This is a genomic window from Corynebacterium sp. MSK071 (genome assembly GCF_030232125.1).
GTDB lineage: Bacteria > Actinomycetota > Actinomycetes > Mycobacteriales > Mycobacteriaceae > Corynebacterium > Corynebacterium kefirresidentii.
This window is the reverse complement of record NZ_JASPJA010000008.1, coordinates 93,100-118,444: the sequence shown is the minus strand read 5'-3', so window position 1 is coordinate 118,444 and position 25,345 is coordinate 93,100. Positions and strand designations below refer to the sequence as shown.

Annotated in this window: 24 protein-coding genes and 2 pseudogenes; 15 read left to right on the top strand and 11 right to left on the bottom strand. The window is 57.9% G+C overall.

Features of this window, described 5'->3' with window-relative positions; genetic code table 11:
- Nucleotides 1–17 precede the first annotated feature (17 nt).
- The 3 genes from QP990_RS08340 (at nt 18) to nadC (ending at nt 3,582) form a co-directional block, all read left to right on the top strand.
- Nucleotides 18–1,493: an amino acid permease gene (locus QP990_RS08340; RefSeq protein WP_023021912.1), complete on the top strand. Its 1,476-nt coding sequence runs from the start codon at nt 18–20 to the stop codon at nt 1,491–1,493.
- A gap of 130 nt (nt 1,494–1,623) precedes the next feature.
- Nucleotides 1,624–2,646, top strand: coding sequence for a quinolinate synthase NadA (gene nadA, locus QP990_RS08335; RefSeq protein WP_023021913.1), 1,023 nt, complete (start codon nt 1,624–1,626; stop codon nt 2,644–2,646).
- Nucleotides 2,647–3,582 (top strand): carboxylating nicotinate-nucleotide diphosphorylase, encoded by a 936-nt coding sequence (nadC, locus tag QP990_RS08330; protein ID WP_023021914.1) that lies wholly within the window; start codon nt 2,647–2,649, stop codon nt 3,580–3,582. It begins immediately after the preceding gene.
- Nucleotides 3,583–3,641: 59 nt separating this feature from the next.
- On the opposite strand, the gene mfd is transcribed toward nadC, so the two are convergent.
- From mfd to QP990_RS08315, 3 genes are all read right to left on the bottom strand, one after another.
- A complete protein-coding gene (mfd, locus tag QP990_RS08325; protein ID WP_284799049.1) occupies nt 3,642–7,283 on the bottom strand; it encodes a transcription-repair coupling factor in 3,642 nt (1,213 codons plus the stop codon).
- Nucleotides 7,284–7,889 carry a TetR/AcrR family transcriptional regulator gene (locus QP990_RS08320; RefSeq protein ID WP_200287858.1) on the bottom strand — a complete coding sequence of 202 codons (606 nt, stop codon included), beginning with the start codon at nt 7,887–7,889 and terminating at the stop codon, nt 7,284–7,286. It abuts the gene before it with no gap.
- A 160-nt stretch (nt 7,890–8,049) separates the two neighbouring features.
- Nucleotides 8,050–8,766, bottom strand: coding sequence for a trimeric intracellular cation channel family protein (locus QP990_RS08315; RefSeq protein ID WP_023021917.1), 717 nt, complete (start codon nt 8,764–8,766; stop codon nt 8,050–8,052).
- 122 nt (nt 8,767–8,888) lie between these two features.
- Here QP990_RS08315 and QP990_RS08310 point away from each other — a divergent pair, with 122 nt between their 5' ends.
- The 12 genes and pseudogenes from QP990_RS08310 to QP990_RS12365 all read left to right on the top strand — a co-directional run.
- Complete coding sequence (locus QP990_RS08310; RefSeq protein ID WP_284799047.1) at nt 8,889–10,085, top strand: MFS transporter; 1,197 nt, start codon at nt 8,889–8,891, stop codon at nt 10,083–10,085.
- A 68-nt stretch (nt 10,086–10,153) separates the two neighbouring features.
- A complete protein-coding gene (glmU, locus tag QP990_RS08305) occupies nt 10,154–11,599 on the top strand; it encodes a bifunctional UDP-N-acetylglucosamine diphosphorylase/glucosamine-1-phosphate N-acetyltransferase GlmU (RefSeq protein ID WP_284799044.1) in 1,446 nt (481 codons plus the stop codon).
- Between the two features lie 15 nt (nt 11,600–11,614).
- A complete protein-coding gene (locus QP990_RS08300) occupies nt 11,615–12,589 on the top strand; it encodes a ribose-phosphate diphosphokinase (RefSeq protein WP_284799041.1) in 975 nt (324 codons plus the stop codon).
- A 253-nt stretch (nt 12,590–12,842) separates the two neighbouring features.
- The gene (locus tag QP990_RS08295) at nt 12,843–13,496 is read left to right on the top strand and encodes a 50S ribosomal protein L25/general stress protein Ctc (RefSeq protein ID WP_248099075.1); all 654 of its coding nucleotides are present in this window, start codon (nt 12,843–12,845) and stop codon (nt 13,494–13,496) included.
- Nucleotides 13,497–13,588: 92 nt separating this feature from the next.
- Nucleotides 13,589–14,119: an aminoacyl-tRNA hydrolase gene (gene pth, locus QP990_RS08290; protein WP_248099077.1), complete on the top strand. Its 531-nt coding sequence runs from the start codon at nt 13,589–13,591 to the stop codon at nt 14,117–14,119.
- A 5-nt stretch (nt 14,120–14,124) separates the two neighbouring features.
- The gene (locus QP990_RS08285; protein WP_248099078.1) at nt 14,125–14,985 is read left to right on the top strand and encodes a fumarylacetoacetate hydrolase family protein; all 861 of its coding nucleotides are present in this window, start codon (nt 14,125–14,127) and stop codon (nt 14,983–14,985) included.
- Nucleotides 14,986–15,061: 76 nt separating this feature from the next.
- A complete protein-coding gene (ppk2, locus tag QP990_RS08280) occupies nt 15,062–15,949 on the top strand; it encodes a polyphosphate kinase 2 (protein ID WP_086588148.1) in 888 nt (295 codons plus the stop codon).
- A 29-nt stretch (nt 15,950–15,978) separates the two neighbouring features.
- A complete protein-coding gene (locus QP990_RS08275; RefSeq protein WP_284799036.1) occupies nt 15,979–17,157 on the top strand; it encodes a sensor histidine kinase in 1,179 nt (392 codons plus the stop codon).
- Nucleotides 17,150–17,809, top strand: coding sequence for a response regulator transcription factor (locus QP990_RS08270; protein ID WP_023021925.1), 660 nt, complete (start codon nt 17,150–17,152; stop codon nt 17,807–17,809). Before QP990_RS08275 ends, QP990_RS08270 begins: the two co-directional genes overlap by 8 nt.
- An 87-nt stretch (nt 17,810–17,896) precedes the next feature.
- A complete protein-coding gene (locus QP990_RS08265; protein WP_284799032.1) occupies nt 17,897–18,610 on the top strand; it encodes an ATP-binding cassette domain-containing protein in 714 nt (237 codons plus the stop codon).
- Entirely contained in the window at nt 18,603–20,084 is a 1,482-nt protein-coding gene (locus tag QP990_RS08260; RefSeq protein WP_284799029.1) for a hypothetical protein, read from the top strand. The genes QP990_RS08265 and QP990_RS08260 overlap by 8 nt, the downstream gene beginning before the upstream one ends.
- 18 nt (nt 20,085–20,102) lie before the next feature.
- A pseudogene (locus tag QP990_RS12365) lies at nt 20,103–20,222 on the top strand (HNH endonuclease); the annotation flags it as partial.
- Between the two features lie 31 nt (nt 20,223–20,253).
- Here the strand turns inward: QP990_RS12365 and QP990_RS12360 are convergent.
- From QP990_RS12360 to QP990_RS08235, 8 genes and pseudogenes are all read right to left on the bottom strand, one after another.
- The gene (locus QP990_RS12360; protein WP_349839573.1) at nt 20,254–20,481 is read right to left on the bottom strand and encodes an integrase core domain-containing protein; all 228 of its coding nucleotides are present in this window, start codon (nt 20,479–20,481) and stop codon (nt 20,254–20,256) included.
- Entirely contained in the window at nt 20,414–20,749 is a 336-nt protein-coding gene (locus QP990_RS08255; protein WP_284799027.1) for a DDE-type integrase/transposase/recombinase, read from the bottom strand. The genes QP990_RS12360 and QP990_RS08255 overlap by 68 nt, the downstream gene beginning before the upstream one ends.
- Nucleotides 20,750–20,835: 86 nt before the next feature.
- Complete coding sequence (locus QP990_RS12355; RefSeq protein WP_396127279.1) at nt 20,836–20,970, bottom strand: IS3 family transposase; 135 nt, start codon at nt 20,968–20,970, stop codon at nt 20,836–20,838.
- Nucleotides 20,971–21,337: 367 nt separating this feature from the next.
- Nucleotides 21,338–21,545, bottom strand: a pseudogene (locus QP990_RS08250) (hypothetical protein).
- Between the two features lie 164 nt (nt 21,546–21,709).
- Complete coding sequence (locus tag QP990_RS12350; protein WP_349839577.1) at nt 21,710–21,988, bottom strand: pentapeptide repeat-containing protein; 279 nt, start codon at nt 21,986–21,988, stop codon at nt 21,710–21,712.
- A gap of 69 nt (nt 21,989–22,057) precedes the next feature.
- Nucleotides 22,058–22,393, bottom strand: a complete 336-nt coding sequence (locus QP990_RS08245) for a hypothetical protein (RefSeq protein ID WP_284799024.1) — start codon at nt 22,391–22,393, stop codon at nt 22,058–22,060.
- A gap of 538 nt (nt 22,394–22,931) precedes the next feature.
- Complete coding sequence (locus QP990_RS08240; RefSeq protein WP_284799022.1) at nt 22,932–23,525, bottom strand: recombinase family protein; 594 nt, start codon at nt 23,523–23,525, stop codon at nt 22,932–22,934.
- 343 nt (nt 23,526–23,868) lie between these two features.
- Nucleotides 23,869–25,323, bottom strand: a complete 1,455-nt coding sequence (locus QP990_RS08235) for a glyceraldehyde-3-phosphate dehydrogenase (protein ID WP_375545473.1) — start codon at nt 25,321–25,323, stop codon at nt 23,869–23,871.
- Nucleotides 25,324–25,345 lie beyond the last annotated feature (22 nt).

Here is a 25,345-nt window from a genome sequence, read left to right as displayed (position 1 = left end):
CAAGGTATTTTAGGCCAATGACCTCCAGCCAGAATAAATCCCACTCCGTGACGTTGTGGACCCTCGTCGCGCTCATTATCGGTTCCACCGTTGGCGCGGGTATTTTCTCGCTGCCGCAAAACATTGCCTCCGTTGCCGGCCCAGGCGCGATGCTCATTGGCTGGCTGGTAGCGGGCGTCGGCATGCTCTCCGTGGCTTTTGTGTTCCAGATTTTGGCCCGCCGCAAGCCGCACCTTGATTCTGGCGTCTATTCCTATGTGCGCGCCGGCCTCGGCGATTTTATTGGTTTTACCTCGGGCTGGGGTTACTGGCTGGGCTCCGTTATGGCGCAGGTGGGGTATGCCACCCTCTTTTTCAATACGCTGGGCCATTACCTGCCGCTTTTCGACGCCGACCATTACTGGTCCTCCGCCATCGCCGTCTCCCTTTTGTCGTGGGGAATTTTCGCGGTACTCGCCCGCGGCATCAAGCAGGCCGCCTTCATGAACCTCATCACCACGATTGCCAAGATCGTGCCCATCCTGGCCTTCGTGGTGCTCATTGCTTTCCTCGGGTTCAGCTGGGATAAATTCACCGTGGATTTCTGGGGACGCGCTTCCGAGGCCAGCGTCTTTGAGCAGGTCCAAGGCATCATGCTCTTTACAGTCTGGGTCTTTATCGGTGTTGAGGGCGCCTCCGTCTATTCCAAGCAGGCCGCTAAGCGCACCGATGTTGGCCGCGCCACCGTCATTGGCTTCGTCTCCGTGCTGGCGCTCTTGGTCTCGGTTTCCACGTTGAGCTTTGGCGTAATGACGAAGGAGGAGTTGGCCGCGCTGCCGGATAATTCCATGGCCTCGGTGCTCACAGAGGTCGTCGGCCCTTGGGGCGGCGCGCTGATTTCCATCGGCCTGTGCCTCTCGGTCCTCGGCGCCTACGTTTCCTGGCAAATGCTGTGCGCTGAGCCCATCGTCATGATGGCCATCGATGGCCTTATCCCCCGCCGTATCGGCACCATCAATGTGGCCGGCGCCCCGTGGGTAGCCCAGCTGATTTCCACCTCTGCCATCCAGATCTTCATCGTCGTCTTCTACGTCAACGAGGCTTCTTATGCCGCGATGGTGCAGCTCGCCACCATCATGTACCTCCTGCCCTATATCTTCTCTTCGCTGTATCTGCTGCTGCTAGCGATACGGGGCAAGGGTGTGACCCACCCGCACGCCGGAACGCGGTTCGATCTCTCTGGGCCGGATATTCCCAGACGCGAAAACCGGCGCCACTTTGGCATCGCGCTGGTGGCCTTCGTGTACTCGCTGTGGCTCATTTATGCCGCCGACCCGGTTTATATTCTCTTTGGCGCCCTCGCCGTCGTGCCGGGAATTATCCCGTACGTGCTCACCCGCCTATCGCGCCGCGAGAAGCTTTTTAATGGATTTGAGTGGTCAATCGTCATCGTGGTGCTGGTGGCCGCCACCGTCGCCGCGGTCGGCCTCGCCCAAGGATCGCTGGAGCTCTAATCACCTGCCCCGCCAGCCGGGCCAGGTCGATACCCTCACCCCGCCATCGCAAGTGGTCTTGCGCACAGACAGTTTAGTACGGTTATAACACCCCACTAATTCCTGTGACTATCACTTCTTTGGAGCACTTGTGACTCAAACCAATGCTAGCGTCATGCCATCTGCTACTCATACCGGTTCGGACCCCGCGGCAGGAAAGGCCTGGGCGGAGCGGATCAAAGAGTTAGCGGAGCAACGCAATGCGGTGATTCTGGCGCATAATTACCAGATCCCGGAGATTCAAGACGTTGCCCACCACACCGGCGATTCCCTGGCGCTGTCCCGCAAGGCGGCGGAAACCGATGCAGATATCATCGTCTTTTGCGGCGTGCACTTCATGGCGGAATCCGCCAAGATCCTGTCGCCACATAAGAAGGTCCTCATCCCCGATGAGCGCGCGGGGTGTTCCCTGGCGGATTCCATCACGGCCGAGGAGCTGCGCGAGTGGAAGGCCGAGCACCCCGATGCCCTGGTAGTCAGCTACGTCAACACCACCGCAGAGGTCAAGGCGCTCACCGATGTCTGCTGTACGTCCTCCAATGCCGTCGATGTGGTCAACTCACTGCCGGCGGATAAAGAAATCCTCTTCTGCCCCGACCAGTTCTTGGGTGCCTACGTAAAACGCAAGACCGGCCGGGAAAATATCCGCATTTGGGCCGGCGAATGCCACGTACACGCCGGCATTAGCGCCCAGCAGCTAACCCAACAGACCCAAAATAACCCGGACGCGGACCTGTATATCCACCCGGAGTGCGGGTGCTCCAATTCCGCGTTGTACCTGGCCAACGAAGGCTTGGTGGCACAAGATCGCGTGCACATGCTTTCTACCGGGCAGATGATCACCCAGTCCCAGAAGCAGCCGCAGAATAAGGTGCTTGTTGCTACCGAGACCGGCATGCTCCACCAGCTGCGCCAGGCCGCGCCGGACATCGATTTTCAGGCCGTCAATGACCACGCCGAGTGCAAGTACATGAAGATGATCACCCCAGCGGCCCTTGAGCGCTGCCTGGTAGAAGAGACCGATGAGGTCACTGTGCCTGAAGATATCGCGAATGCGGCACGCAAGTCCCTCGAGGCCATGATTTCCATTGGCAACCCCGGCGGGGGCGAGTAGATGGAGCGCCTGCTGCTGCCGGACTGCTCCGCGCTCATTGCCACGGCCCTGGAGGAGGATTTCGCCTTTGGGCCGGATTACACCTCGCTTGCCACGGTGCCGGGTGAAGCCCGCTGCACGGCGGAGTTCACCGCGCGCGAGGCCGGCACCATCGCAGGCTTGGGCCTTATCGAAGAGGTCCTTGAGGCCACCGCCCAGCGCTTAGCCCAGTGGGGCGTGGATACCGCGGGCTCCGCGCTTGCCGATGCCCCAGCCCCTACCATCACCCTCCACTCCACCGACGGCGACCGCGTTGCCCCAGGCCAGGTCATCGCCACGGTGCAGGCGCCTACCCTCCTCGTGCTGGCCGCTGAGCGCACCATGCTCAATATGGTCTCGCACGTAAGCGGCATCGCTACGCAGACCCGGCGTTGGGTCGATGCCATCGCAGCAGCAGCGGACACAGGGACCCCGAATAGCGTTAAGCAAGCCCAGGTGCGCGATACCCGCAAGACCCTGCCTGGCCTGCGCGCGCTGCAGAAATACGCCGTGCGCGCCGGCGGCGGGGCGAACCACCGCATGGGCTTGGGCGACGCCGCCATGATTAAGGACAATCATGTGCTCGCCGTGGGTGGCAGCGTGGCAACGGCCCTGCGCCGCGTGCGCGAGCATACCCCTGACATTGCCTGCGAGGTCGAGGTCGATACCTTGGACCAGCTCGAAGAGGTGCTCCCGCTGCACCCGGATATGGTGCTGCTGGATAACTTCGCGCTTGCCGATGTCCTCACCGCCGTCCACCGCCGCGACGCGCGCAGCCCATCCACGGCCCTGGAGGCCTCCGGCGGATTAACCCTCGACCAAGCCGACGAGTACGGAACCTCCGGCGTGGACTATATTGCGGTGGGCGCGCTTACCCACTCGGTACGCGTGCTAGACATCGGGCTCGATTTTTCCTAAGCGCGCCGACAAGGGCGCCGACGTCCTCGTCGGCGCGCTCCTAGTCGACGGTGTAGTGGCTATTCCCCTACGCTGATGACGCTACCTGCGGCGGATTTCTCGCCGGTGACGGTGATCGATTCGACATCGAAAAGCGCGCTCAAAAAGTCCGCCGCCCACTGAATAAGCTCCGTGTCGCGCAGCTTGGGCGAGGTGACATTGCGCCCCGCCTTGGGGAATGGCACGTTGATGGCCTTCGCCGCCGCGCGGAAGCTGGATCCTGGATACAAACGCTTGAGGCGCACCTGCTTGGAATCCGGCAGCTCCACTGGGTGGAACTTGATACGAGTGCCCTGCACAGTAATATCCGATACCCCGGCGCGGCGCGCTTGGTGACGCAGGCGGGCGACGGACAGTAAGCGTAAGACCTCCTGTGGCAGCGGGCCAAAGCGGTCTTCCATTTCCTCAATAACGGCCTTGAGATCATCGTCATCTTGCGAGGCTGCAAGCTTGCGGTAGACCTCTAGGCGCAGACGCTCGGAATCGATATAAGCCTCCGGGATATGCGCGTCCACCGGGAGATCGATACGGATTTCTTTTGGCCCCTCATCCGTCACGGTAGGAGCTTCGCCGCGAGCGAGAGATTTGAAGGTTTCTACCGCCTCGCCAACAAGGCGGACGTAAAGGTCGAAGCCAACGCCGGCAATGTGGCCGGACTGCTGGGCACCGAGCACGTTACCGGCACCACGCATCTCCAAATCCTTCATGGCTACTGCCATGCCTGCACCAAGGTCGTTGTTCTGGGCGATGGTGGCTAGGCGGTCATAAGAGGTTTCCGTAAGCGTAGCGCCCTTCGGATACAGGAAGTAGGCATAGCCGCGCTCACGGGAACGACCCACGCGCCCACGCAACTGGTGTAGCTGGGACAGGCCCATATGGTGGGCGTTTTCCACAATGAGGGTATTGGCATTAGCAATGTCCAGGCCGGTTTCCACGATGGTGGTACACACAAGGACATCATATTCGCGGTCCCAGAAGCCTTGGACGGTCTGCTCCAGCACTTCCTCGTTCATCTGGCCGTGCGCGACGACGACGCGAGCCTCAGGTACCAAGTCACGCAGCTCGCGGGCCTTCTTTTCAATATCAGAGACCTTATTGTGGATGAAGAAGGTTTGACCATCGCGCAGCAGCTCGCGGCGGATGGCCGCGGCGACCTGCTTGTCTTCATAGGCACCGACGTAGGTCAGCACGGGGTGGCGGTCTTCCGGCGGGGTAAGGATGGTAGACATCTCGCGAATGCCCGCCATGGACATCTCCAAGGTGCGCGGAATAGGTGTAGCGGACATGGTGAGCACGTCCACGCTGGCTTTAAGAGCCTTGATATGTTCCTTGTGCTCCACACCAAAGCGCTGCTCCTCGTCTACGACGATGAGACCAAGGTTCTTCCAGTGCACACCGGTCTGCAGGAGGCGATGCGTGCCAACGACGATATCGACGCTGCCATCGGCCAATCCCTTAAAGATGTCTTTGGCTTCTTTCTTCGAGGTAAAGCGCGAGAGCACCTCGATCTTGACAGGGAAGCCGGTCATGCGCTCGCTGAAAGTATCAAAGTGCTGCTGCGCCAACAGCGTGGTAGGCACCAAAACGGCCACCTGCATGCCGTCTTGTACGGCCTTGAAAGCAGCGCGGATGGCCACCTCGGTCTTGCCATAGCCCACATCGCCGACGACGACGCGGTCCATCGGCACCGTAGATTCCATGTCTTGTTTGACGGCGTCGATTGCAAGCATCTGGTCTTCGGTTTCGACGAAGGGGAAATTATCCTCCATCTCCGCCTGCCACGGATTGTCAGGGGCGAATTGGTGGCCGGGTGCTGCTTGTCGCTTGGCATAAAGCTCAACGAGTTCGCCCGCAATTTCGCGTACTGCGGCGCGCGCCTTCTTCTTGGTGTTCTTCCAATCGGAGCCGCCCATCTTAGACAGGTGGGGCGATTCGCCGCCGGTGTACTTGCTCAGCAAATCCAGAGAGTCCATGGGGACCCAGAGCTGGTCGGCGGGCTGGCCACGTTTCGAGGGTGCGTATTCGAGCACGATATATTCGCGGCGGCTGGTCTCATCGCCGGACTGGATGGTGCGTTCGGCCATCTTTAAGAATTTGCCAATGCCGTGGGTTTCGTGCACCACAAAATCGCCCTGTTTTAGGGCAAGCGGATCGACCTTATTGCGGCGCTTGGCGGGGCGCCGCTTCGCTTCGGCGATATCGCCTACGCGGTTGCCGGTCAGATCGGTTTCGGTGACAACGACCAACGGGAGGGCCTCGGCGTCCTTGGGCTTTTTCACCTTGGGGAACACCAATCCAGCATGGCTTAGCGCCTGATAGAGGGTGACTTCTCCGGCGGTGGGCTCCCAGCCAGGGGTAGCAACCTTAGTGCGGATGCCCTTTTCCGCGAAGCGATCCACCATGCGCTTGATAGCGCCCTGTGCCGGAGCAATGAAGGCCGCACGGCCCCCGGCGTTGGTATGCGCGAGGAGTTGGGCCATCATGGCATCGATTTCTTCGATATTGCCGCGCGGGGTGGGCCCTGGCTCGAATTCGAGTGGGAGGGTCTCCTCTTCTGGGGCGGCAAGCATTCCCGGTGGGGAGAAAGTCCACAGCGGCAGGTCGGACTCGCCGATGGAAACCTCGAGCGATTCATAGGAGCGGTAGCTCGAGGCCTCGGTATCGAGTCCTTCGGTGGCCAATGGGCCATCAGCACCCATGGCCGCGGCTTCCCAGCCAGCGGCCAGGAATTCAGCATCGGTCTTTTCTAAATCCGCGACGCGGCGGCGAATCTTCTCCGGGCCAACCATCACCACGTGAGTGGTGGGGCGGAGGAATTCGGGGAGGGTGATCATGGGGGCGTCGGAAAGCACGGGCAAAAGCGCCTCCATGCCTTCGGCCGGAATGTGCTCGCTCACCTTGGTCAAAAGCTCCACCAAGGCGGGATTACCGGGGTGCTTGACGGCAAGGTCGGCCGCACGCTGAGCAATAGCATCCGTAATAGGAAGCTCGCGGGCAGGGAAAATATCTACGCGGCCGACCTCGATTTCCGGGATGGTGCGCTGGTCAGCTACGGAAAATTGGCGAATATCGGTAATCTCATCGCCCCAGAACTCAACGCGGACCGGATAGTCCAGCGTGGTGGGGAAAATATCGATAATGCCACCTCGAGTGGCGTACTCGCCGCGCTTGGCCACCATGTCTACGTGTTTATAGGCGCGGAACTCAAGCTCACGGACCACCTCATCGAAGTCATACTCATGGTCTTCTTCGATGTGAATGGGAGCACGACCTTCCACTTCCTTGAGGATAGGCTGGGACAGCCCGCGGGCAGCGGTGACGATGACCTGCACATTGTCCAAGTTGTGCAAAACCTGGGCGCGGCGGCCGATGATGTCGACGCCAGGGCTCAAACGCTCGTGCGGCAGTGTCTCCCATGCCGGAAACATGGCCACCTTTTCCCCCAGCATCGCCGTAAGCTCTGCGCTAAGGTCTTCCGCCTCGCGGCTGGTGGCGGTCACCACCAGCACCGGGGCGTGATGGGCCAAAGTTCCCAAGGCCCACGGCCGAGACTGATCCAAACCTGTGATGTGGAGGTCTTCCCCCACATGAGAAATCATGCCCTTAAGCTTGGGGTCCGAGGCTGCTACCTTGAGCAAGCCGGCCAGCATTGGGGTCGCCATCTATTTGCCTCCTAGCTTGGGCTTTAGTTCCATACCGGACAAACCATTCCAGCATAGATTGACAATATGCGTGGCGACGACTTCCTTGCCCGGGTTGCGCTCATCTAACCACCATTGCGCCGTGGTAGATACCATTCCTACCAGCGCTTGGCCATAAATATCCGCCAAATCCGGCTGGATACCACGGTGTTCAAACGCTTCTCGCAAAATATAAGACACCTGGCCTACCGCGGAATTTAACAGCGTGGAGAAACTGCGTTCATCGCCTGGCTTGGCATCGCGCACCAGAATGAGGAATCCATCGGTTTCTTCCTCAACATAGGTCAAGATGGCCATCACGGCCTGCTCGATGCGCTCGCGCCAGCTGCCATTTTCCAAAGAATCAGTAATGACCTTTTCCAGTGCCAACATCTCGCGGTCAACGACGACTGCATAGAGGCCTTCCTTACCCCCAAAGTGCTCATAGACAACGGGCTTGGATACCCCGGCGCGAGCCGCGATCTCTTCGACACTGGCCCCTTCAAACCCTAGTTCCGCAAATGCGGTGCGTCCGATGGAAATGAGTTGTTCGCGCCGTTCTCGGCCGGTCATCCTTTGTCGAGCCATACCTTCTACCCTATCCCCCGCCCCGCAATTTGTGATTTACCCGGGTGCGTCAGGTACGCTATGCCTACAGCAATTTGCTGTGTTTCCCCATGGTGTAATCGGCAACACTACGGTTTTTGGTACCGTCATTCTAGGTTCGAGTCCTGGTGGGGAAGCTTTTTTAGTTTTTCTTCCTGCCGCGTCGAAAGCCTTTGAGCTCGGCTTTCTTCGCAATCGCAGCCACCTGGGCCGCGGTGTAATTAACGGGGGCTACACCAGCGCGGGGCAACACCCAGCCGCGCCAATAAGACAAGATGGCCATGCCGCTTCCGACGATGGGGGAAATGATCATGCCGAGGGCAAATTGCCCGTTGTGGGCGAAGGTCACCATAACGATGCCGGTCAGGATGGACGGCACGGCATAAAGAGGGCTGCCGCCGAAGATAGAGGGGATTTGCCCAGAAGCTACGTCGCGAACCATTCCGCCGCCCACCGCGGTAAGCACGCCAAGGAAAACGCAGGGAATAAGTGGCATGCCGTGCGTGAGTGCTTTGACGCAACCGGTAGTGGACCACACGCCGAGGATGATGGCATCACCATGTTCGCGGAAAAGCTCCCATGCCTTGCCCTTAAGATCGATAAGAAACGCAACGAGGGCTCCTCCACAGGCGAGTCCGAGGTACCACGGATCTGAAATCGCAGCCGCTGCCCCATCTGCGATGAGCATGTCACGAATCATGCCACCGGCCAGCCCAGAAAAGAGGGCGAGGAATACAAAACCCACGATGTCGAATTCGCGGCGGCGGGCAATGGTGCCACCAATGATGCCGTTTAGCACCACGCCAAGGAGGTCAAAGGCTTGATAGAGGGAATTGATGAGGGGATCAACATCATGCATGATTCTTAGGCCTCCTGCCGCGCGGGTAGAATTTCGGCGTGACTGCGGCCGTGTTTTAGTCTCCGGCGTGTCAACATGGCTTTAATTTAACCAACTCGTTTCTCTGAAAGATCGAATTTCTCATGTCTCAATCCAATGCCCGGTATTTCATCTGGTCCAATGGCCTGCAAAATTTGGGCGATCAGATTGTGGCAGCCAAGACGGTGCTGCCAGCGCTTTTTAGTGCAGCCGGCGTGCCTGCCTTCTTTACCGGTTTGCTCACCCCTATTCGCGAATCTGGTTCGATGCTGCCGCAGGCGGCGCTGACCCCGTGGGTGACTACGCATAGGGCCCGCAAGCGCCTGTGGATCATCGGTTCACTGGGTCAAGCACTGTCCGCCGCGGTCATCGCGCTAGCGGCATTTTTTATTCGCGGAACGGCACTGGGTGTAGTAACACTGCTGGCCTTGGCGGCCCTTTCCCTTTTCCGCGCACTGTGCTCGATTGCGGGCAAGGACGTACAGGCGCGCACGATTTCCAAGGGTGCGCGCGGCCGAGTAACCGGTAGCGCGGCAGCACTCGGAGGCGGTGCCACTTTGCTGACCGGCGTTATCCTTTACTTTTTGGGTGAGCTCAGTATCCCCGTGATGGGCACGGTCCTCGGCGTTGGCGCGGCCACGTGGGCCATCGCCGCGTGGGTATTTTCGGGCGTGGATGAGCCGGTGCCAGAGGAAACCGAAGGGGGCATCGATAAGCAGTGGTGGAAAGATACCTTGCAGCTTTTTACTAGCGACGGACAATTTCGCAACTTTGTCATCGTCCGCGCGCTGCTGTTGGTATCGGCGCTTTCAACTTCTTTTATCGTGCTGCTTAGCACCAACCTGTCCGGGCTCTACGGATTCGTGCTTGCCTCGGGGCTAGCCTCGCTGGTGGGCGGGCGAATCTCCGGGGTGTATTCCGATAAGTCCTCCAAAAACACCATGGCGGTGGGAGCGGCCGTGGCTTCCATCGTGCTGGTGCTCTTGGTCGCCAGCTCACATTGGGCCCCAGATGGGGTCAATGCCTGGGTCATGCCCATTGGCTTTTTCGCTGTGAATCTGGCGCACACGGCCATTCGAGTGGCGCGAAAGACCTACGTGGTGGATATGGCCGGTGGCGATAAGCGCACCCAATACGTAGGTGCGGCTAATACGATGATGGGCATCATCTTGCTCATCGTCGGTGGCATTTCCTCCGTGGTGGCGCTGGCCGGGCCAGAGGCGGCCCTGCTATTCCTCGCCCTCATCGGCTTTCTCGGGGTGTGGCGCGCCCGCAGCCTGAAAGAGGTTTCTCACACATAAATCGCACTCGGGCTATAGGATGTAGTCCGAATAAGAATTAGACTCGACCCCCAGGAGCTCAAAAACCCGTGGTAGCAACAACCCCGTGTGCCGTGGTCGTCCTTGCGGCTGGTGCCGGTACCCGCATGAAATCCACCAAGCAAAAGACCTTGCACGAGATTGGCGGGCGCAGCTTGCTCGGCCACGCTCTGCATGCCGCGGCCGGGATTAATCCGGAACGCATTGTCACGGTGGTAGGCCACCAACGCGACCAGGTCTCCCCCGCTGTGGATGCCATCTCCCAGGAGCTGGACTGCGAAGTGCTGCAGGCAGTACAGGAAGAACAGCTGGGCACCGGCCACGCAGTGGCCTGCGGCTTGGAGCCGATTCCGGAGTTTGAGGGCACCATCATCGTCACTAATGGCGACGTACCGCTACTTACCCCAGAGACCATCGAGGGCCTGCGCGCTACCCACACCGACCAGGGCAATGCGGTAACGGTGCTATCCATGCGCTTAGAGGATCCCACCGGCTACGGCCGTATCATCCGCGCTGAGGACGGCAGCGTGTCCGCCATTGTCGAGCAAAAGGACGCCTCCGAAGAGCAGCGCCGAGTCGATGAGGTCAACTCCGGCGTCTTCGCTTTTGACGGCCGCGTGCTTGCCGACGCCCTCCAGAAGCTCGACTCCAATAACGCCCAAGGCGAGCTATACATCACCGATGTGCTCGAGATCGCCCGCACCGCTGGACACGGCGTCGGCGCGCATGTGGCAGCGGATCCGGCCGAACTGGCGGGCGTCAATGACCGCGTGCAGCTCGCCGCTGCCGGCCGCGAGCTCAACCGACGCATGGTGGAAAAGGCGATGCGCGGCGGAGCCACCATCGTAGATCCGGAGACCACCTGGATTGGTGTCAATGTCACCGTGGGCTCCGATGTCATCATTCACCCCGGCACCCAGCTGTGGGGAGCGACCAGCATCGCCGATAATGCCGAGATTGGCCCCGATACCACCCTGACCAATATGCAAGTGGGCGAGGGCGCTTCCGTCGTGCGCACCCATGGCAGCGATTCTGTCATCGGCACCAACGCTAAGGTAGGCCCGTTTACCTATATCCGCCCGAAGACCGTGGTGGGCGAGGATGGAAAGCTCGGCGGCTTCGTAGAGGCGAAAAATGCACAGATTGGGCGTGGCTCCAAGGTGCCGCACTTGACCTATATTGGCGATGCCACCGTGGGCGAGCAGTCCAATATTGGCGCATCTTCCGTCTTTGTAAACTACGACGGGGTGAACAAGCACCACACCACCATCGGCAGCCACGTGCGCACCGGTTCTGACACAATGTTTATCGCTCCGGTCAATGTCGGTGATGGCGCGTACTCCGGGGCGGGTACAGTAATTAAAGACGATGTTCCTGCGGGAGCACTCGCAGTCTCCGGTGGCAAACAGCGCAACATCGAGGGCTGGGTTCAAAAGAAGCGTCCGGGTACTCCCGCGGCTGAGGCCGCAGCCCGTGCGCAGGACAACGAAAAGTAAGGGGCATATTCTCCCATGACTGGCAAGGTAACTGGTAGCAGCAAGAACATGAAGCTCTTCTCTGGGCGTGCACACCCAGAGCTGGCGGAGGCTGTAGCTAAGGAGCTCAAGACCGATCTGGTTCCTACTACCGCCCGCGATTTCGCTAACGGCGAAATCTTCATCCGCTTTGAAGAGTCCGTGCGTGGTGCAGATTGCTTTGTGATGCAGTCTCATACCCAGCCTCTCAATAAGTGGCTGGTGGAACAGCTCATCATGATTGATGCTCTCAAGCGTGGCTCTGCTAAGCGCATCACCGCCATCCTGCCTTTCTATCCCTATGCACGTCAGGATAAGAAGCACTTGGGCCGCGAGCCGATTTCCGCTCGCCTAGTGGCAGACCTACTGCAGGCTGCCGGCGCGGACCGCATCGTCTCCGTGGACCTGCACACCGATCAGATTCAGGGCTTCTTCGATGGCCCTGTCGATCACATGCACGCTCAGCCCATCCTGACTGATTACATCAAGTCCAAGTACGCCACCGATAACATCACCGTGGTCTCCCCGGATGCCGGCCGTGTAAAGGTTGCGGAAAAGTGGGCACATGACTTGGGCGATGCCCCGCTGGCCTTCGTGCACAAGACCCGCTCCAATACCGAGGCCAATAAGACGGTGTCCAACCGCGTGGTCGGCGATGTTGAGGACAAGGACTGCGTGCTTCTCGACGACATGATTGACACCGGCGGCACCATTGCTGGCGCCGTGCGCGTACTCAAGGATGCAGGCGCCAAGAAGGTTGTCATTGCCTGCACCCACGGCGTCTTTTCCGATCCCGCCCGCGAGCGCCTTTCTGAATGCGGTGCGGAGGAAGTTATCACCACCGATACCCTGCCGCAGTCCACCGCGGGCTGGTCCAACCTCACGGTGCTGTCCATCGCACCGCTGCTGGCACAGACCATCCACGAGATCTTCGAGAATGGTTCTGTCACCACCTTGTTTGATCGCGCCTAAACATGATCTACTATCACTAGCCGCCGAGAATTTACTTCGGCGGCTTTTGATTTGCTAACGGTACGCGTGCTAATCTAACTCAGTCTCGGCGAGGGCGACCTCAGGATGAGGAAGCCGTTATCGACGCGATTGAAGTTAGAGCACGTTGCTTTTATATACGCCTGCGATGACTCGTCCAAGACGTCCATCGGCAGGCTTTCGTCGTTTTATCGCGTTGGCCGCGCCGCACTACTTTGACTAAGGAGAATGAAGCATGGCACAGCGCCCAGTAATCAAGGCTGAAGCACGTACCGAGTTTGGCAAGGGTGTCGCACGCCGCCTGCGCCGCGACTGGAAGGTCCCAGGCGTCATCTACGGTGCCCACCAGGAGCCGGTTCACTTCGCAGTTCCGCTGCTGGACATCCAGTCCCTCGTCCGCAACAACGGTGTCAACGCCGTTTTGGAGCTGGAGATCGACGGCGAGCAGTACCTGACCATGGTTAAGCACGTTGATCAGAACGTCCTGACCTTCGACATCGACCACGTTGACCTGCTTGCTATTAAGCGTGGCGAGAAGGTTGAGGTTGAGGTTCCGGTTACCCTGACCGGCGAGCCGGCCCCAGGCACTATGCACATCCAGGATGCTGACGTACTGCTGGTTGAGGCAGACGTACTGAGCATTCCGGAGGAGCTCGAGGTTTCCATCGAGGGCCTCGAGGACGGCGCGGTTATCACCGCTGCCGATGTCACCATGCCGGAAGACACCACCTTGGTGGCAGAAGAAGACACCGTCATCGTATCCATCTCCCTGCCTGAGGTTGATGAGGAGCTCGAGGAAGCAGCCGAGGCTGCTGAGGAAGGCGGCGCTGACGCTGGTGCCGAGTCCGCAGATGAGGACGAAAAGTCCTCTGACTCTGAAGAGGAGTAATCCCTTCCCCTTCCTGTACGTAAACCGCCGTGAGAAATGCACCTCGCGGCGGTTTCGCCGTTTTCCTTTCGCTGTATGAGACAATTGAGCGCGTGACTCCACTTCTCGTAGTAGGCCTTGGCAACCCTGGCCCCAGGTACGCAGGAACCCGCCACAATATCGGTTTCGATGTAGCTGAAGAACTCGCTGGCGAGCTCATGAGCAGCTTTTCGGTGCACAAGAAGACCAATACCGAGGTCGCCGAGGGCATGACAGGTGGCCGCAAGATTATCTGTGCTAAGCCACGGTCTTTCATGAACCTCTCCGGCGGGCCGATCAAAGCCCTTAGCCAATATTTTCATCTCTCCGCCGCCGATATCATCGTCGTCCACGATGAACTGGAGCTCGATTTTGGCACCATTAAACTCCGCGACGGCGGCGGCGACCACGGCCATAATGGTTTGCGCTCCACCACCAAGTCCCTGGGGACAAAGGACTATAAGCGCCTTTCGATTGGCATTGGGCGCCCACCAGGCCGTATGGATCCGGCGTCGTTTGTGCTCAAGCCTTGGGCAAAGCAGGAAAAGGTGGAGATCCCCATTATCTGCGCGAACGCGGTGGATGAGATCCTGCGCGTAGGATAGTCGCCATGCAACTGGCTACCCTCCGCACCGGCTTTGGCACTTCCGCTATCCGCATCGACGGCGATAACGTGGGTGTCGAATTGGATTATGAGGATGTGGGCCAGCTGCTACGCAGCGAGGACTGGCGAAAAGCCGCACAGCTTTCCGGCGAACCCGTGGTCTTCGACCACGCCGACTTGGAGGCCGTAGTCCCGAATCCCGGCAAGATTATCTGCGTCGGGCTTAACTACGCCAAACACATCCGCGAAATGGGACGCGAATTCCCCGAACACCCCACCTTGTTCATCAAGTTCGCCGATGCCCTCACCGGCCCCTATGATGATGTCCTCATTCCAGAATATGCCACACAGAAGCTGGATTATGAAGGCGAGCTGGCGGTCATTATCGGCGAGCGCGCCCACCGCGTGAACCGGAATGAGGCGCTCGACTATGTCGCCGGCTATGCCATCATGAATGACTACACGCTGCGCGATTTCCAGCGTCAGACGAGCCAGTTCCATGCCGGTAAGTCCTTCTATCGCACCGCAGGCTTCGGCCCGTGGCTCACCACCGCGGAGGAATGGGCACCTGGTTCTGGTGCTTTACTTACTACTACCGTGGGCGGCGAAGAAAGGCAGCGCGATAACACCGATGACCTTATCTTTTCAGTTGCTGAGCTGATCGAGTTTTGCTCGCAGCTTTACCCGCTCAATCCGGGAGACGTCATCGTTACCGGTACCCCAGAGGGCGTTGGATTTGCACGGGAGCCGCAGCAGTTTATTCAAGATGGTCAAAATGTCACCATTGCTATTGAGGGCTTGGGGCATATTTCCAATACAACTTTTTTCGGCGAACCAGGCTGCGGTCCAGGCTGTACCTGCTCTTAGACTGTGCCCAGATTCTCACTCCAACGAGGGCGGTGCAGTTTTCTCCCCTGCTATCAACGGCGGTTAAGCTGAGACAATGAGCACAAAGAGCAGTAAAGCCCCTAAGAAACTCAACAAGAAGGCCTACGAGAAGGAACTCGAGCGCCTTCAGGCAGAACTCGTGGACATGCAGCAGTGGGTCGTTGAAACCGGGGCCCGCGTCGTCATCATCATGGAAGGCCGCGACGCCGCCGGCAAAGGCTCTGCTATCAAGCGCATCACCCAGTACCTCAACCCACGTACGTGCCGCGTCGAGGCGCTGCCCGCCCCGAACTCCCGTGAGCAGGGCCAGTGGTACTTCCAGCGCTATGTGGAAAAGCTGCCAACGAAGGGCGAAATTGTCATCTTTGACCGCTCCTGGTACAACCGCGCCGGCGTCGAACGCGTCATGGGCTTTTGCACCGATCAGGAATACGTCCGCTTCCTCCACCAGGCACCTACCTTTGAGCAGATGCTGGTAGAAGACGGCATCATGCTGCGCAAGTACTGGTTCTCTGTCTCCGATGAGGAGCAGATTAAGCGCTTTGAGTCCCGCCGCAATGATCCGCTACGCCGCTGGAAGCTCTCCCCTATGGACCTGCAATCCATTACCCGCTGGGAGGACTATTCCCGCGCGAAGGATGCCATGTTCATTCACACCGATACCCCAACCGCCCCGTGGTACACCGTGGAATCGGAAGACAAGAAGCGCTCGCGTATCAATGTCATCTCGCACCTTCTCAGCACCATTCCCTACGAGAAGATCGAGCGCAAGATGCCTGAAATCCCGCAGCGCCCTGAATCTGATGGCGAGACCTACGAGCGCCCCGCCCGCGAAGAGTTCCGCTATGTGCCTGATGTAGCAGCCAAGCTGGAGCGCAAGTCCGAGCAGAAGACGGCGAAGAAAACCTCAAAGAAGGGCAAGAAGAAGGATAAGAAGAAGTAGCAGCACCGGCCGTATTACTATCTTCAATCATGAGCACTGACACCGTCGCGGAAGCGCGTTTAGGAGATAAAATCCTCACTGCGGTGGCGGTGCTCATTGCGCTATTTTATGTCATTTCTGCCGCGAAGAATCCCAGCATAATTGAGATTATTCAGGCAGGTCTATCGTTGCTATTCCTGCCATTTATGTGGGTCTGGCGGAGCCGTCCCGTGCTCAGCGCCACGGGCTTTATCGTGCTTCTCGCAGCTTGGGCGATGGCTTGGATGAGCCAGCTTCCCACTAACCTGGGAATTACCCCGTGGGCGCTTACTGCACCCATGGCGGTGTATGCCACCTCCCGCTATGTCACACGCCGCGCCATTCCCCGCACGGTACTGGCTCTCACTATTCTTGGCTCCTTCATTTCGCCATTCATGTGGCGCATAGATCCGGAGTCTTTCTTTTTGCATTACCAACTGGACCGCCGCTACTTGGCCATGTTGGTCGTGCACTGGGCGGTTCTAGGCAGCACATATTTTATAGCTGCGCGCTACTTCGATTTAGCACGCCAGCGCGAGCGGCTAGCGCATGAGCGGTTTCGCCAAGCCCAAGAAGAAGAACGCCTGCTCATCGCACGGGAGCTGCATGATGTACTCGCTCATTCCCTCACGTTGATCAAGGTTCAGGCAAACGCCGGGATCATTGCCGCTCGTGCAAACACTGAGGCTGCCCACGATGCGCTGGCCAGTATTCGTGATGGCGCGGATTCTGCTTTGGAAGAGGTCCGCGGCATCGTCACTGCACTGCGAAGCACCGGACCAACCTCTCTGGAGCCCACCACGCAGCTAGAACACATCGAGGTTATTATCGATGGCTTCCGGGCGGCAGGCTTGGACATTAACGCGCATATACCTGAGGCCTACGAGGCTCCAGCACTTACGCAATTGGCGTTGGTGCGCATCATTTCTGAGGGTTTGACCAACGCGTTGCGCCACCAGGGCCCAGGAACCCAGGTGGATGTGGAGCTTGCGCTTGCCGACGTCGCCCGACTCACCCTAATTTCTTCCACTCCCTCCCCGACTCCCAGCGAAGTCCCAGGTAGCGGCGTGGGCCTGATCGGTGTGGAAGAACGTGCCAACGCATTGGGTGGAAAGCTAGAGAGCTGGGGCGATGCCACAAAATTCACCCTGCTCGCCGAACTTCCGTTGCAGAGGGAAAACCGTGTCTAAGATTCGTGTACTGCTTGCCGATGACCAAGCGCTGCTCGCCGCCGCTTTGTCCACGATCCTCAATGCTCAGGATGATATTGAGGTCGTTACCACCGCGCACACCGGCAACGAAGCCGTTACCGCCGCGATAAGCCACCGCATTGACGTCGCCATCCTAGATATCCGAATGCCCGGAATGGACGGCATTGCCGCGGCTCAAGCCATCCTTTCTCGGGTGCCTGACTGCCGAATCATCATGCTCACTACGTTTAATGAAGATGATTTGGTGGCTCAATCTATCGCCGCTGGCGCGCATGGGTTTCTCCTCAAAGACGCCGACCCGGATGTACTGGTGGGAGCGGTGCGCGACGTCGCCAAGGGCGAATCGGTCCTAGCCGCTAAGGTAACCGGCCCAGTCTTGCAGACCTACCGCGCCGCAATTGCGCGCGGGCAGCTGAGCGCGCAAGAGCGCCAGGGCTTAAGCCTTGTCACCCGTCGCGAGCGAGAAGTCCTAGCCCTCATCGCCCGCGGTGCCACCAACGCGGAAATTGCCCGTGAAATGGTCATCGCGGATACGACTGTCAAGACACATATTTCCTCTCTGCTTTCCAAACTGGCTGCACGCGACCGCGTAGCTCTAGTGCTCTTGGCGCAAAAGGCTGGCATCGCCTAAGCCTCCTACCGTGGTAGGAGAACTTCGCGCTAAGGTCCATAGCCTAGGCGGAGGTGATTGCGGCGCTGTGCCGCGAGACTAGGCGGTATGAGTTTTGAGATCTCCTTTGAACGCGTCAGCAAATCCTTTGGCTCCCACGCGGTACTGCGGGATGTGGATTTTCGTATCACCCCTGGCCGAGTCCACGCCCTTCTTGGACGCAACGGGGCCGGAAAATCCACCCTCTTTTCCATCTTCCTTGGCCTGCTGCCGGCAGATTCCGGAATAGTACGCGTGGCTGGTGCTCCTTGGTCACGTGAAGTACTCGACCACGTGGGGGCATCCGTGAACGGGCCCGCCTTCTACGGGCATCTTTCCGCCGCTGCCAACCTGCGCGTACATACCCGCTTGCTAGGCCTGCCGGAGTCTGAGGTAGAGCGTGTTTTAGCCATTGCGGGACTCGCCGAGGTCGGTTCTAAGAAAGCCAAATCCTTTTCCACCGGTATGAAGGCCCGCTTGGCATTGGCGCAGGCTTTATTAGGGGATCCGGAAATTTTGCTGCTGGATGAACCTCAAAATTGTCTTGATCCACAGGGCATAGTGGAGCTGCGTACTTTGCTGCGAGACTTGGCAGCAGCCGGCCACACTGTTGTGGTCAGCTCTCATCAGCTTGGCGAGGTCCTTCATTTGGCCGACGACATCACCATTTTGTCTCAGGGCACCATTCGCTATTCCGGGTCCTTGCAGGAGCTTGCCCCCAGCGGCCAATTGGAGTCCGAGTTCTTCCGCCTCACCTCCCTGGGTGGTGAGGCCGATGTTTAAGCGCTACCTTTCGGCAGAGTTGCTGCGCAGCCGTGGCAGCGCTGTGCAGTGGCTACCTCTTCTCGCCTTACCGCTTGCGCTAATGACCATAGTCTTTTCTGCTATCGCTTCCCCGGCTAAGGATGCTACCGGTGTTCTCGGCTGGCAATCTATGTTTGTCACCGGCATGTACGCGCCGCTCGTTGCGGTATTTGCCGCGGTTACAGAGCGCCGTGAGGTTCTTGCCCGTGGCGGCGGCACCTTGTGGCGCCGCCTCACTACTCGTTACGAACACATTGCCCGCTTAGTTGTAGTGCTCGCCAGCCTGGGCGCGTTCCATCTCCTCAACTTTGGGGTGTCCTGGGCAGTAGTGTTCGCACAAGGCCGCGAACAGCACCACCTTGTGGCACTCGCCGGGCTGTATTCCGTCCTCGGTGCTATTGGCATTGCTGGTCTTGCTTCTGCCTGCTCGCGGCGCTATGGCCTTGGCGCGACACTAATACTCAGCGTTATCTGGCAGGTTTCAAGCGTGACCTCCAAGGTCGTCGAAGGCCCTACGTGGTGGGCTTTTCCACCAGCTTGGCCCATGCGGCTAATGCTTCATTCACTGCACATTCATCAAAATTCCGTGCCCTTGGATCCAGGCGATCCACTCCTGCAAGAAAGTCCGCTGCCGGCCCTCGCTCTGACGCTACTTCTCGCAGCAGTGAGCGTCTATGCGGCCATCGTCACTCCGCGCCGCCTGCGCCGTCTCGCTTTACCTCGCCGCGGCCAGACGACCGCTGCCTCCAGCGGCACCACTGCCACATGGCGCCCAGCCACAGCACCGCGTGCCACCGCCCGCCCCCGCTTGGTAGGCGCGCTGGTTGGTCTCCACCGAGCGGCGTGCAGCCCAGCGGTTATCGCCTGCTTGGCGTTAAGTGCCTTGGCACTGCTATTTCTTGTCCTTTTCTACCCTCCGACTTATGTCCAGGGCTTCTTTATTTTTCTGCTTCTCCCTGTAGGAGCGGGTGTGTTACCGGTTGTGGTGTGGCCATTACTCGCGCCGGTATGGCCACTCAGCCACATTGAATCCCGCCATTGTTCCAGCGCGCTCCTCTGGTGGCTTTTCGGGATAGTATCCACAGTATGCGTGGGCGCTTCGCTCGCACTTAGTGCTTCTGGCAGCTCAGCTTCGACGACGGCCGTCCAACTGCCCCTAGCCATTGGGGTGGGATATGTGATTTCGGTATTCTCTCTTCTCATCGTGATTCGTCTGGGCATCATGAGTGGCCTGGCACTGTGCATCGTCTGCACTATCGTCTCCGTGACCTTGGGCGGAGACGTCCTCGCTAGAACCCCGCTGTGGTTGATCGCCTTCCCCGCATGGCCCATGAACGCGGATTCCCCTGCCCGCTATATTCTTGCGACGGTGCTGATAGGAATCTTCGCCACGGCTGGTACGTGGATGGTGATCCGGCTGCTTAAAACTAAAGCGCTGCGGCCGGCAAACTAAGCCTCGCAAGAGTATCGCTCTGCTAACGGGTTGACCTGGCACCACCATCAGGAGACTGGAAGAATGCAGCTAGTTGAAAAAGGCGCACACAGAACACCTCACAAAGGTGGATTTAGCCTTTGGGGCAAGAAAGGATAAATAAATGAATGAAGTGCCCCAAGTTTTGTTCCTAGGCATTTGCCTTGATTTCTATTATTGCTTGCGGCGGGTTCTGCTTCCAAAATTCGGTTTCCACTTCGACTGGGGTTCGGTATCCCAAGCTTTGGTGAAGTCTCGTCTCGTTCCACCATGACACCCACTCGAACGTAGCGATTTCTGCTTGGACAACGTCATTCCACCTGCGAGTATGGATCAGCTCGTTCTTGTGAGGGGCCGTTAACGTTTTCAGCAAGAGCATTGTCATAGGAGTCACCAACAGTTCCGGTGGAAGCTGCAATGCCGTGCTGGGCAAGTCGCTCGTTGTAGACCACGCTGACATACTGCGAGCCGTGATCCGAATGGTGAATGAGACCTGTTGTTTCCTCAGCACACACGATTGCCTGGTTGAGAGCTTGCAGCGGCAGTGCTTCGGTACGCATGGAGACTGATAACGCCCACCCAACGATCCGTCGGGAGTAAACGTCGGTGACAAACGCGGCGTACACAAAGCCTTTCTTCGTGCGCACATACGCAAATGTCAGCCACCCACAGTTTGTTCGGCCCCTGGGCTTTGAATTCACGCTCGACCAAGTCTGGGCGCAGATCAGGCACGTTAAGCTTTTCGGGTTGTGATAGGTGATCCGCCTTTGCCTTTGCCAGAAACACCGGCCAGGCGCATCAACCGAGCAGTTTGTTCACGACCGATATCAATTCCTTCACGGCGAAGAGCATGCCACATTTTCCGCACACCATAAACACCGTAATTATCCCGATGAACAGCACTAATGCGTTCAACCAGCGCAGCATCGCGAAGGCGACGAGCACTTAGTCCACGGGCCTTGGATTGGCGATATCCACGCGAGGTGATAAACCCACCAGCCCGGTTTTTTCAACGTCTTATAAATGAACTCAACAGAGAAACAATTCCGGTATTCATCGATGAACCAGATCATTTCCGACGTTTTGGGTCGAGTTCCGACGCGAAAAAAGCCGAGGCAGCCTTTAAAAGTTCATTGGTGTCGCGTAGCTGGTGATTTTCACGGCGTAGCCTCGCGTTTTCGGCGGCCAAATCTTCAGGCACAGGTTCTGGAGTGTTTCCCGCACGGCGGGAAGGCTTAAGTCCATTGACGAGCTGTGTGCCACGAAACCCCCAGTTTTGGGGCTACTGCCTGGCATGCGGCTTGCATCGACATGTTTTCCGCCAAGATGCGGTCTTCCACGAGACGGACCACACGGTTCTTTGCATCCTGGTCAAATTTCCTTGGCATGTTCCAGATTTTCCCATCTACTCAAACGGAACAAAACCTGGGACACTTCACACATACGTGTCCGTTCTGTTAAAGCGTAGTTGTGCCATATGCCTACACATATGTCCTGCCATACGGCATGTACTGTGGGGCGTATATTCACCCGCCCCATCGCGGTAGCTATGCGTTTTTCAACGCCCGATACACCGTAGGGCTTGAACGGAATTCGCGTAGGCGCAATCAGGGGCTATAAAGTATCGCATTACTTGCATCCCAACCTGTACATTCAGAGAATTGCCTTGGACTGGCGGTAACAGGTACCAGATATGCGTTCGTAAAATTCGCGCGCGTTAATGTCGCTCCACGAAGGTCTGACTCGCTAAGAATTGCGTTCGTAAAATCTGCGTCGGTGAATTCCGCCGATTTCAAGTTAGCCCATGCCACCATGGAGCCGCGAAACGAGCATCCTTTGCATATGCTTCCTTCGAGATTGATATCCGTCAGGTCATAGTTGGACATATCTTTCCCGGAAATGTCTTTCCCAGCGAGCTCCGTGGCCCACGATTGAGGCATCGTTTTGTACATTTGCTATTTTATCTGCGGTGAATTGATAATCCATTGCGGGCAACGGCCTTGGTAGCCAAGGCAGTGGGTGGTTACAACTCCGTAAGGTTTGCCGTCCCTTATCTTGTTGAAACCAACCACCGTTAATATGTCTGTGGTTTCAACTTTCCGGCACTTCTTAAAAGGTCCCCAACCTGAGCAGGAAATATGATCCATGGGCAGGCGATATTCATAGCGGTCGCCGGAGCGCTTAATTTTTTGGCGCATATTTTGTTGAAGCTTGTGAAGCACGAATGGATAGACCGTGTTTGTTCTGGTTTTTCGCCCGAGCCTTCTCCCGAAGGTAAACCAGCTTTCCATTCTTATCCGTCCACTGCGACACGATAGTGTAAGGGCCTTTATTTCCAAAGAAAGATAATTCCGAGTCGACAGAAGTGTCGAAGTTCTTCGAAGCGGCAGCTTCTGACAAGATTTCCTCCGCTGTAGAGTCATAGCTTTCCACTGTTCCTGGGATTACCCCGAAATCTTCTGTAGGGGCAGAGGTAGATGCATTGGCAGCTGGTTAAGACAAATTAGCCATTAGAAGTAGAGCAGCCATTGTCTTGCCTAGTGCGTTTTTGGTCCAGTATTTCCGCATGATAGAGTCTCCCACTCGTAGAAAATTACTTATCCTAAAAGTACCTTCTCTAATTAACGAAGGGAATGCTCATATGCGTGATATGAAATACAAACTGGATGAGTGGCCGATCTGTATCGCGAAGGTTTCATAACAGGAGAACAATCTGTGCGGAATAACTTCCCTACATATCGGGCATGTGCCAAGAGGGTGTTTTAGCGTATTTTCTGCCGTATGGCGGGACTGACAGGTGCGCAGATTTACCGATACGGCTGCACCGCCCTAGGCGTTTTTCAACGCCCGATACACCGTAGGGCGAGTGACTCCGAATTCCCGCGCCAAGGCTGCTTTCGACTCCCCCGCCAATACGCGCCGCTTAATCTCCGCCACCTGCTCTGGGCTTAGAGCAGGTTTGCGGCCTTTGAACTTGCCGGCCTTTTTCGCCAACGCAATCCCCTCCGCCTGGCGCTCGCGGATAATGGCCCGCTCAAACTCCGCGAAGCTACCGAGAATGCCGAGCATTAAATCTGCACGCGGGTCCGTGGTGCCTTTCGCAAAGATAAGATTCTCATGCAGGAAAGTAACAGTCACACCTTTGCCGGTAAGTTCATCAACAATCCCGCGCAGATCTGTCAGCGAACGGGCGAGGCGGTCAATCGACGACACGACGAGCTCGTCACCGTCGCGCACATAGGTCATGCACTCCCTCAGTCCAGGGCGTGCAGTTTTAGTGCGGCCGGAAATCTTATCCTCAAAGAACCGGTCAATCCTGCCGGAAGCATTGAGTAGTTCTTTCTGGCGCTGATTATTTTGCTCCACTGTGGAAACCCGGATATAGCCCACCCGCTGCCCACGCGAACCAGAGCTTTTGGCCATTAGTCTTCGCCCCGCGAGGGTGTAAAGGCAGCATTCTCCTGTTCTATGACCGCATCACGATACGACTCGATTGCATCCGAGAGGGCATAAAGCTGAATGCCGTCGAGAGCATCAGCGTCAGCAAGTAAAGATGAAGTGCCCCAAGCAGCATAGCTAACCCCCGACGTGTCTACTTTCCGGGGTCGGGCCCCAGCTACACCGGCTGGGGTGCCCCAACCATTCAATCAGCATCCAAGAAAACCAAATCTAACCCCACCAACACGCTGAATCACAAACGTTTAGCCCTAAGCCCTGGAAAACGACTTAAGCCCGCGGATAACCGCGGGCTTAAAATCATTGAGCCTTAAAGCTCAGCAGGAGAAACGCGCTTCGGCAGAACAACCGGGCGGGTACCCGCCAGCTCTTCTACGATGCGTACTACCTGGTTGGAGTAACCGAACTCGTTGTCGTACCACACATAAAGCACGAGGTGCTTGCCGGAGGCGATGGTGGCAACACCGTCGACAATGCCAGCGTGGGTATTGCCGATGAAGTCAGAGGAAACAACCTCTGGGGAGGCGATATAGGAAATCTGCTGACGCAAGTCAGAGTGCAGCGAAACGTTGCGCAGGAAGTCGTTGACCTCTTCGCGGTCTACTTCCTTTTCCAGTTCAAGGTTAAGCACGGCCATAGACACGTCCGGGGTAGGAACGCGGATGGCGTTGCCGGTGAGCTTGCCTTCGAACTCCGGCAGGGCCTTAGACACAGCCTTAGCTGCACCGGTGGCGGTAAGCACCATGTTCAGGCCCGCGGCGCGGCCACGGCGATCACCCTTGTGGTAGTTATCGATGAGGTTCTGGTCATTGGTAAACGAGTGCGCCGTTTCCACGTGGCCGTGGGTTACGCCGTAGCGGTCATTGATGACCTTGAGTACTGGGGTGATGCCGTTGGTGGTGCAGGACGCGGCGGAGAGGATCTGATCCTCATCGGTGATCTTTTCGTTATTGATGCCGTAGACGATGTTCTTGATATCGCCCTTGCCCGGTGCAGTCAAAAGCACACGAGAGATGCCCTTGGCCTTGAGGTGCTGGGACAAGCCCTCGCGGTCGCGCCACGCGCCAGTGTTATCTACCAAGATGGCATCGTTGATGCCATAAGAGGTGTAGTCAATCTCGGAGGGATCGTTAGCGTAGATCATCTGGATCTTGGTGCCGTTGGCCCAGATGACCTCGTTTTCCTCATCCACGGAGATGGTGCCGTTGAAGGCGCCGTGGACGGAATCGCGGCGCAGCAAGGAGGCGCGCTTGAGGATGTCCCCATCGCCCTTCTTGCGCAGGACGATGCCGCGCAGGCGGACTCCACCATAGGCTGCCTCGCGGGCGACGAGCAGGCGGGCAAGCAGTCGGCCAATGCGACCAAAGCCATAGAGGACGACGTCGGTGGTTTCCAAATCCACGCCTGCACCGACGATCTCGCATAGCTCGCCTTCCAGGTACATGCGGAGGTTTTCCTCGTTGGACTCCTCCCAGCCCAGTACCAAGCGGCCGAGGTCAACGCTGGCGGCGCCTAGGTTCATGTCCGCCAATTCCACCAGGATTGGCAGGGTCTCCGCCGTGGACAGGTGGCGCTGCGCAATGCGGCGGCCGTAGCGGTGGGACTTGATGATGTCGATATCCGTCTGGCCCACCAGCGGGCGGCCGAAGATGGTGGTGACAACGTTATTGTTGCGGTGCAGCTGGTGGATGAGTGGAATCATCTGCTGCGCCAGCTCGAGACGCTCGTTCCAATCATCATGGCCAACATGTGCGTTCGCAGTCACGAAATTCATTCCTTTTCTGTCA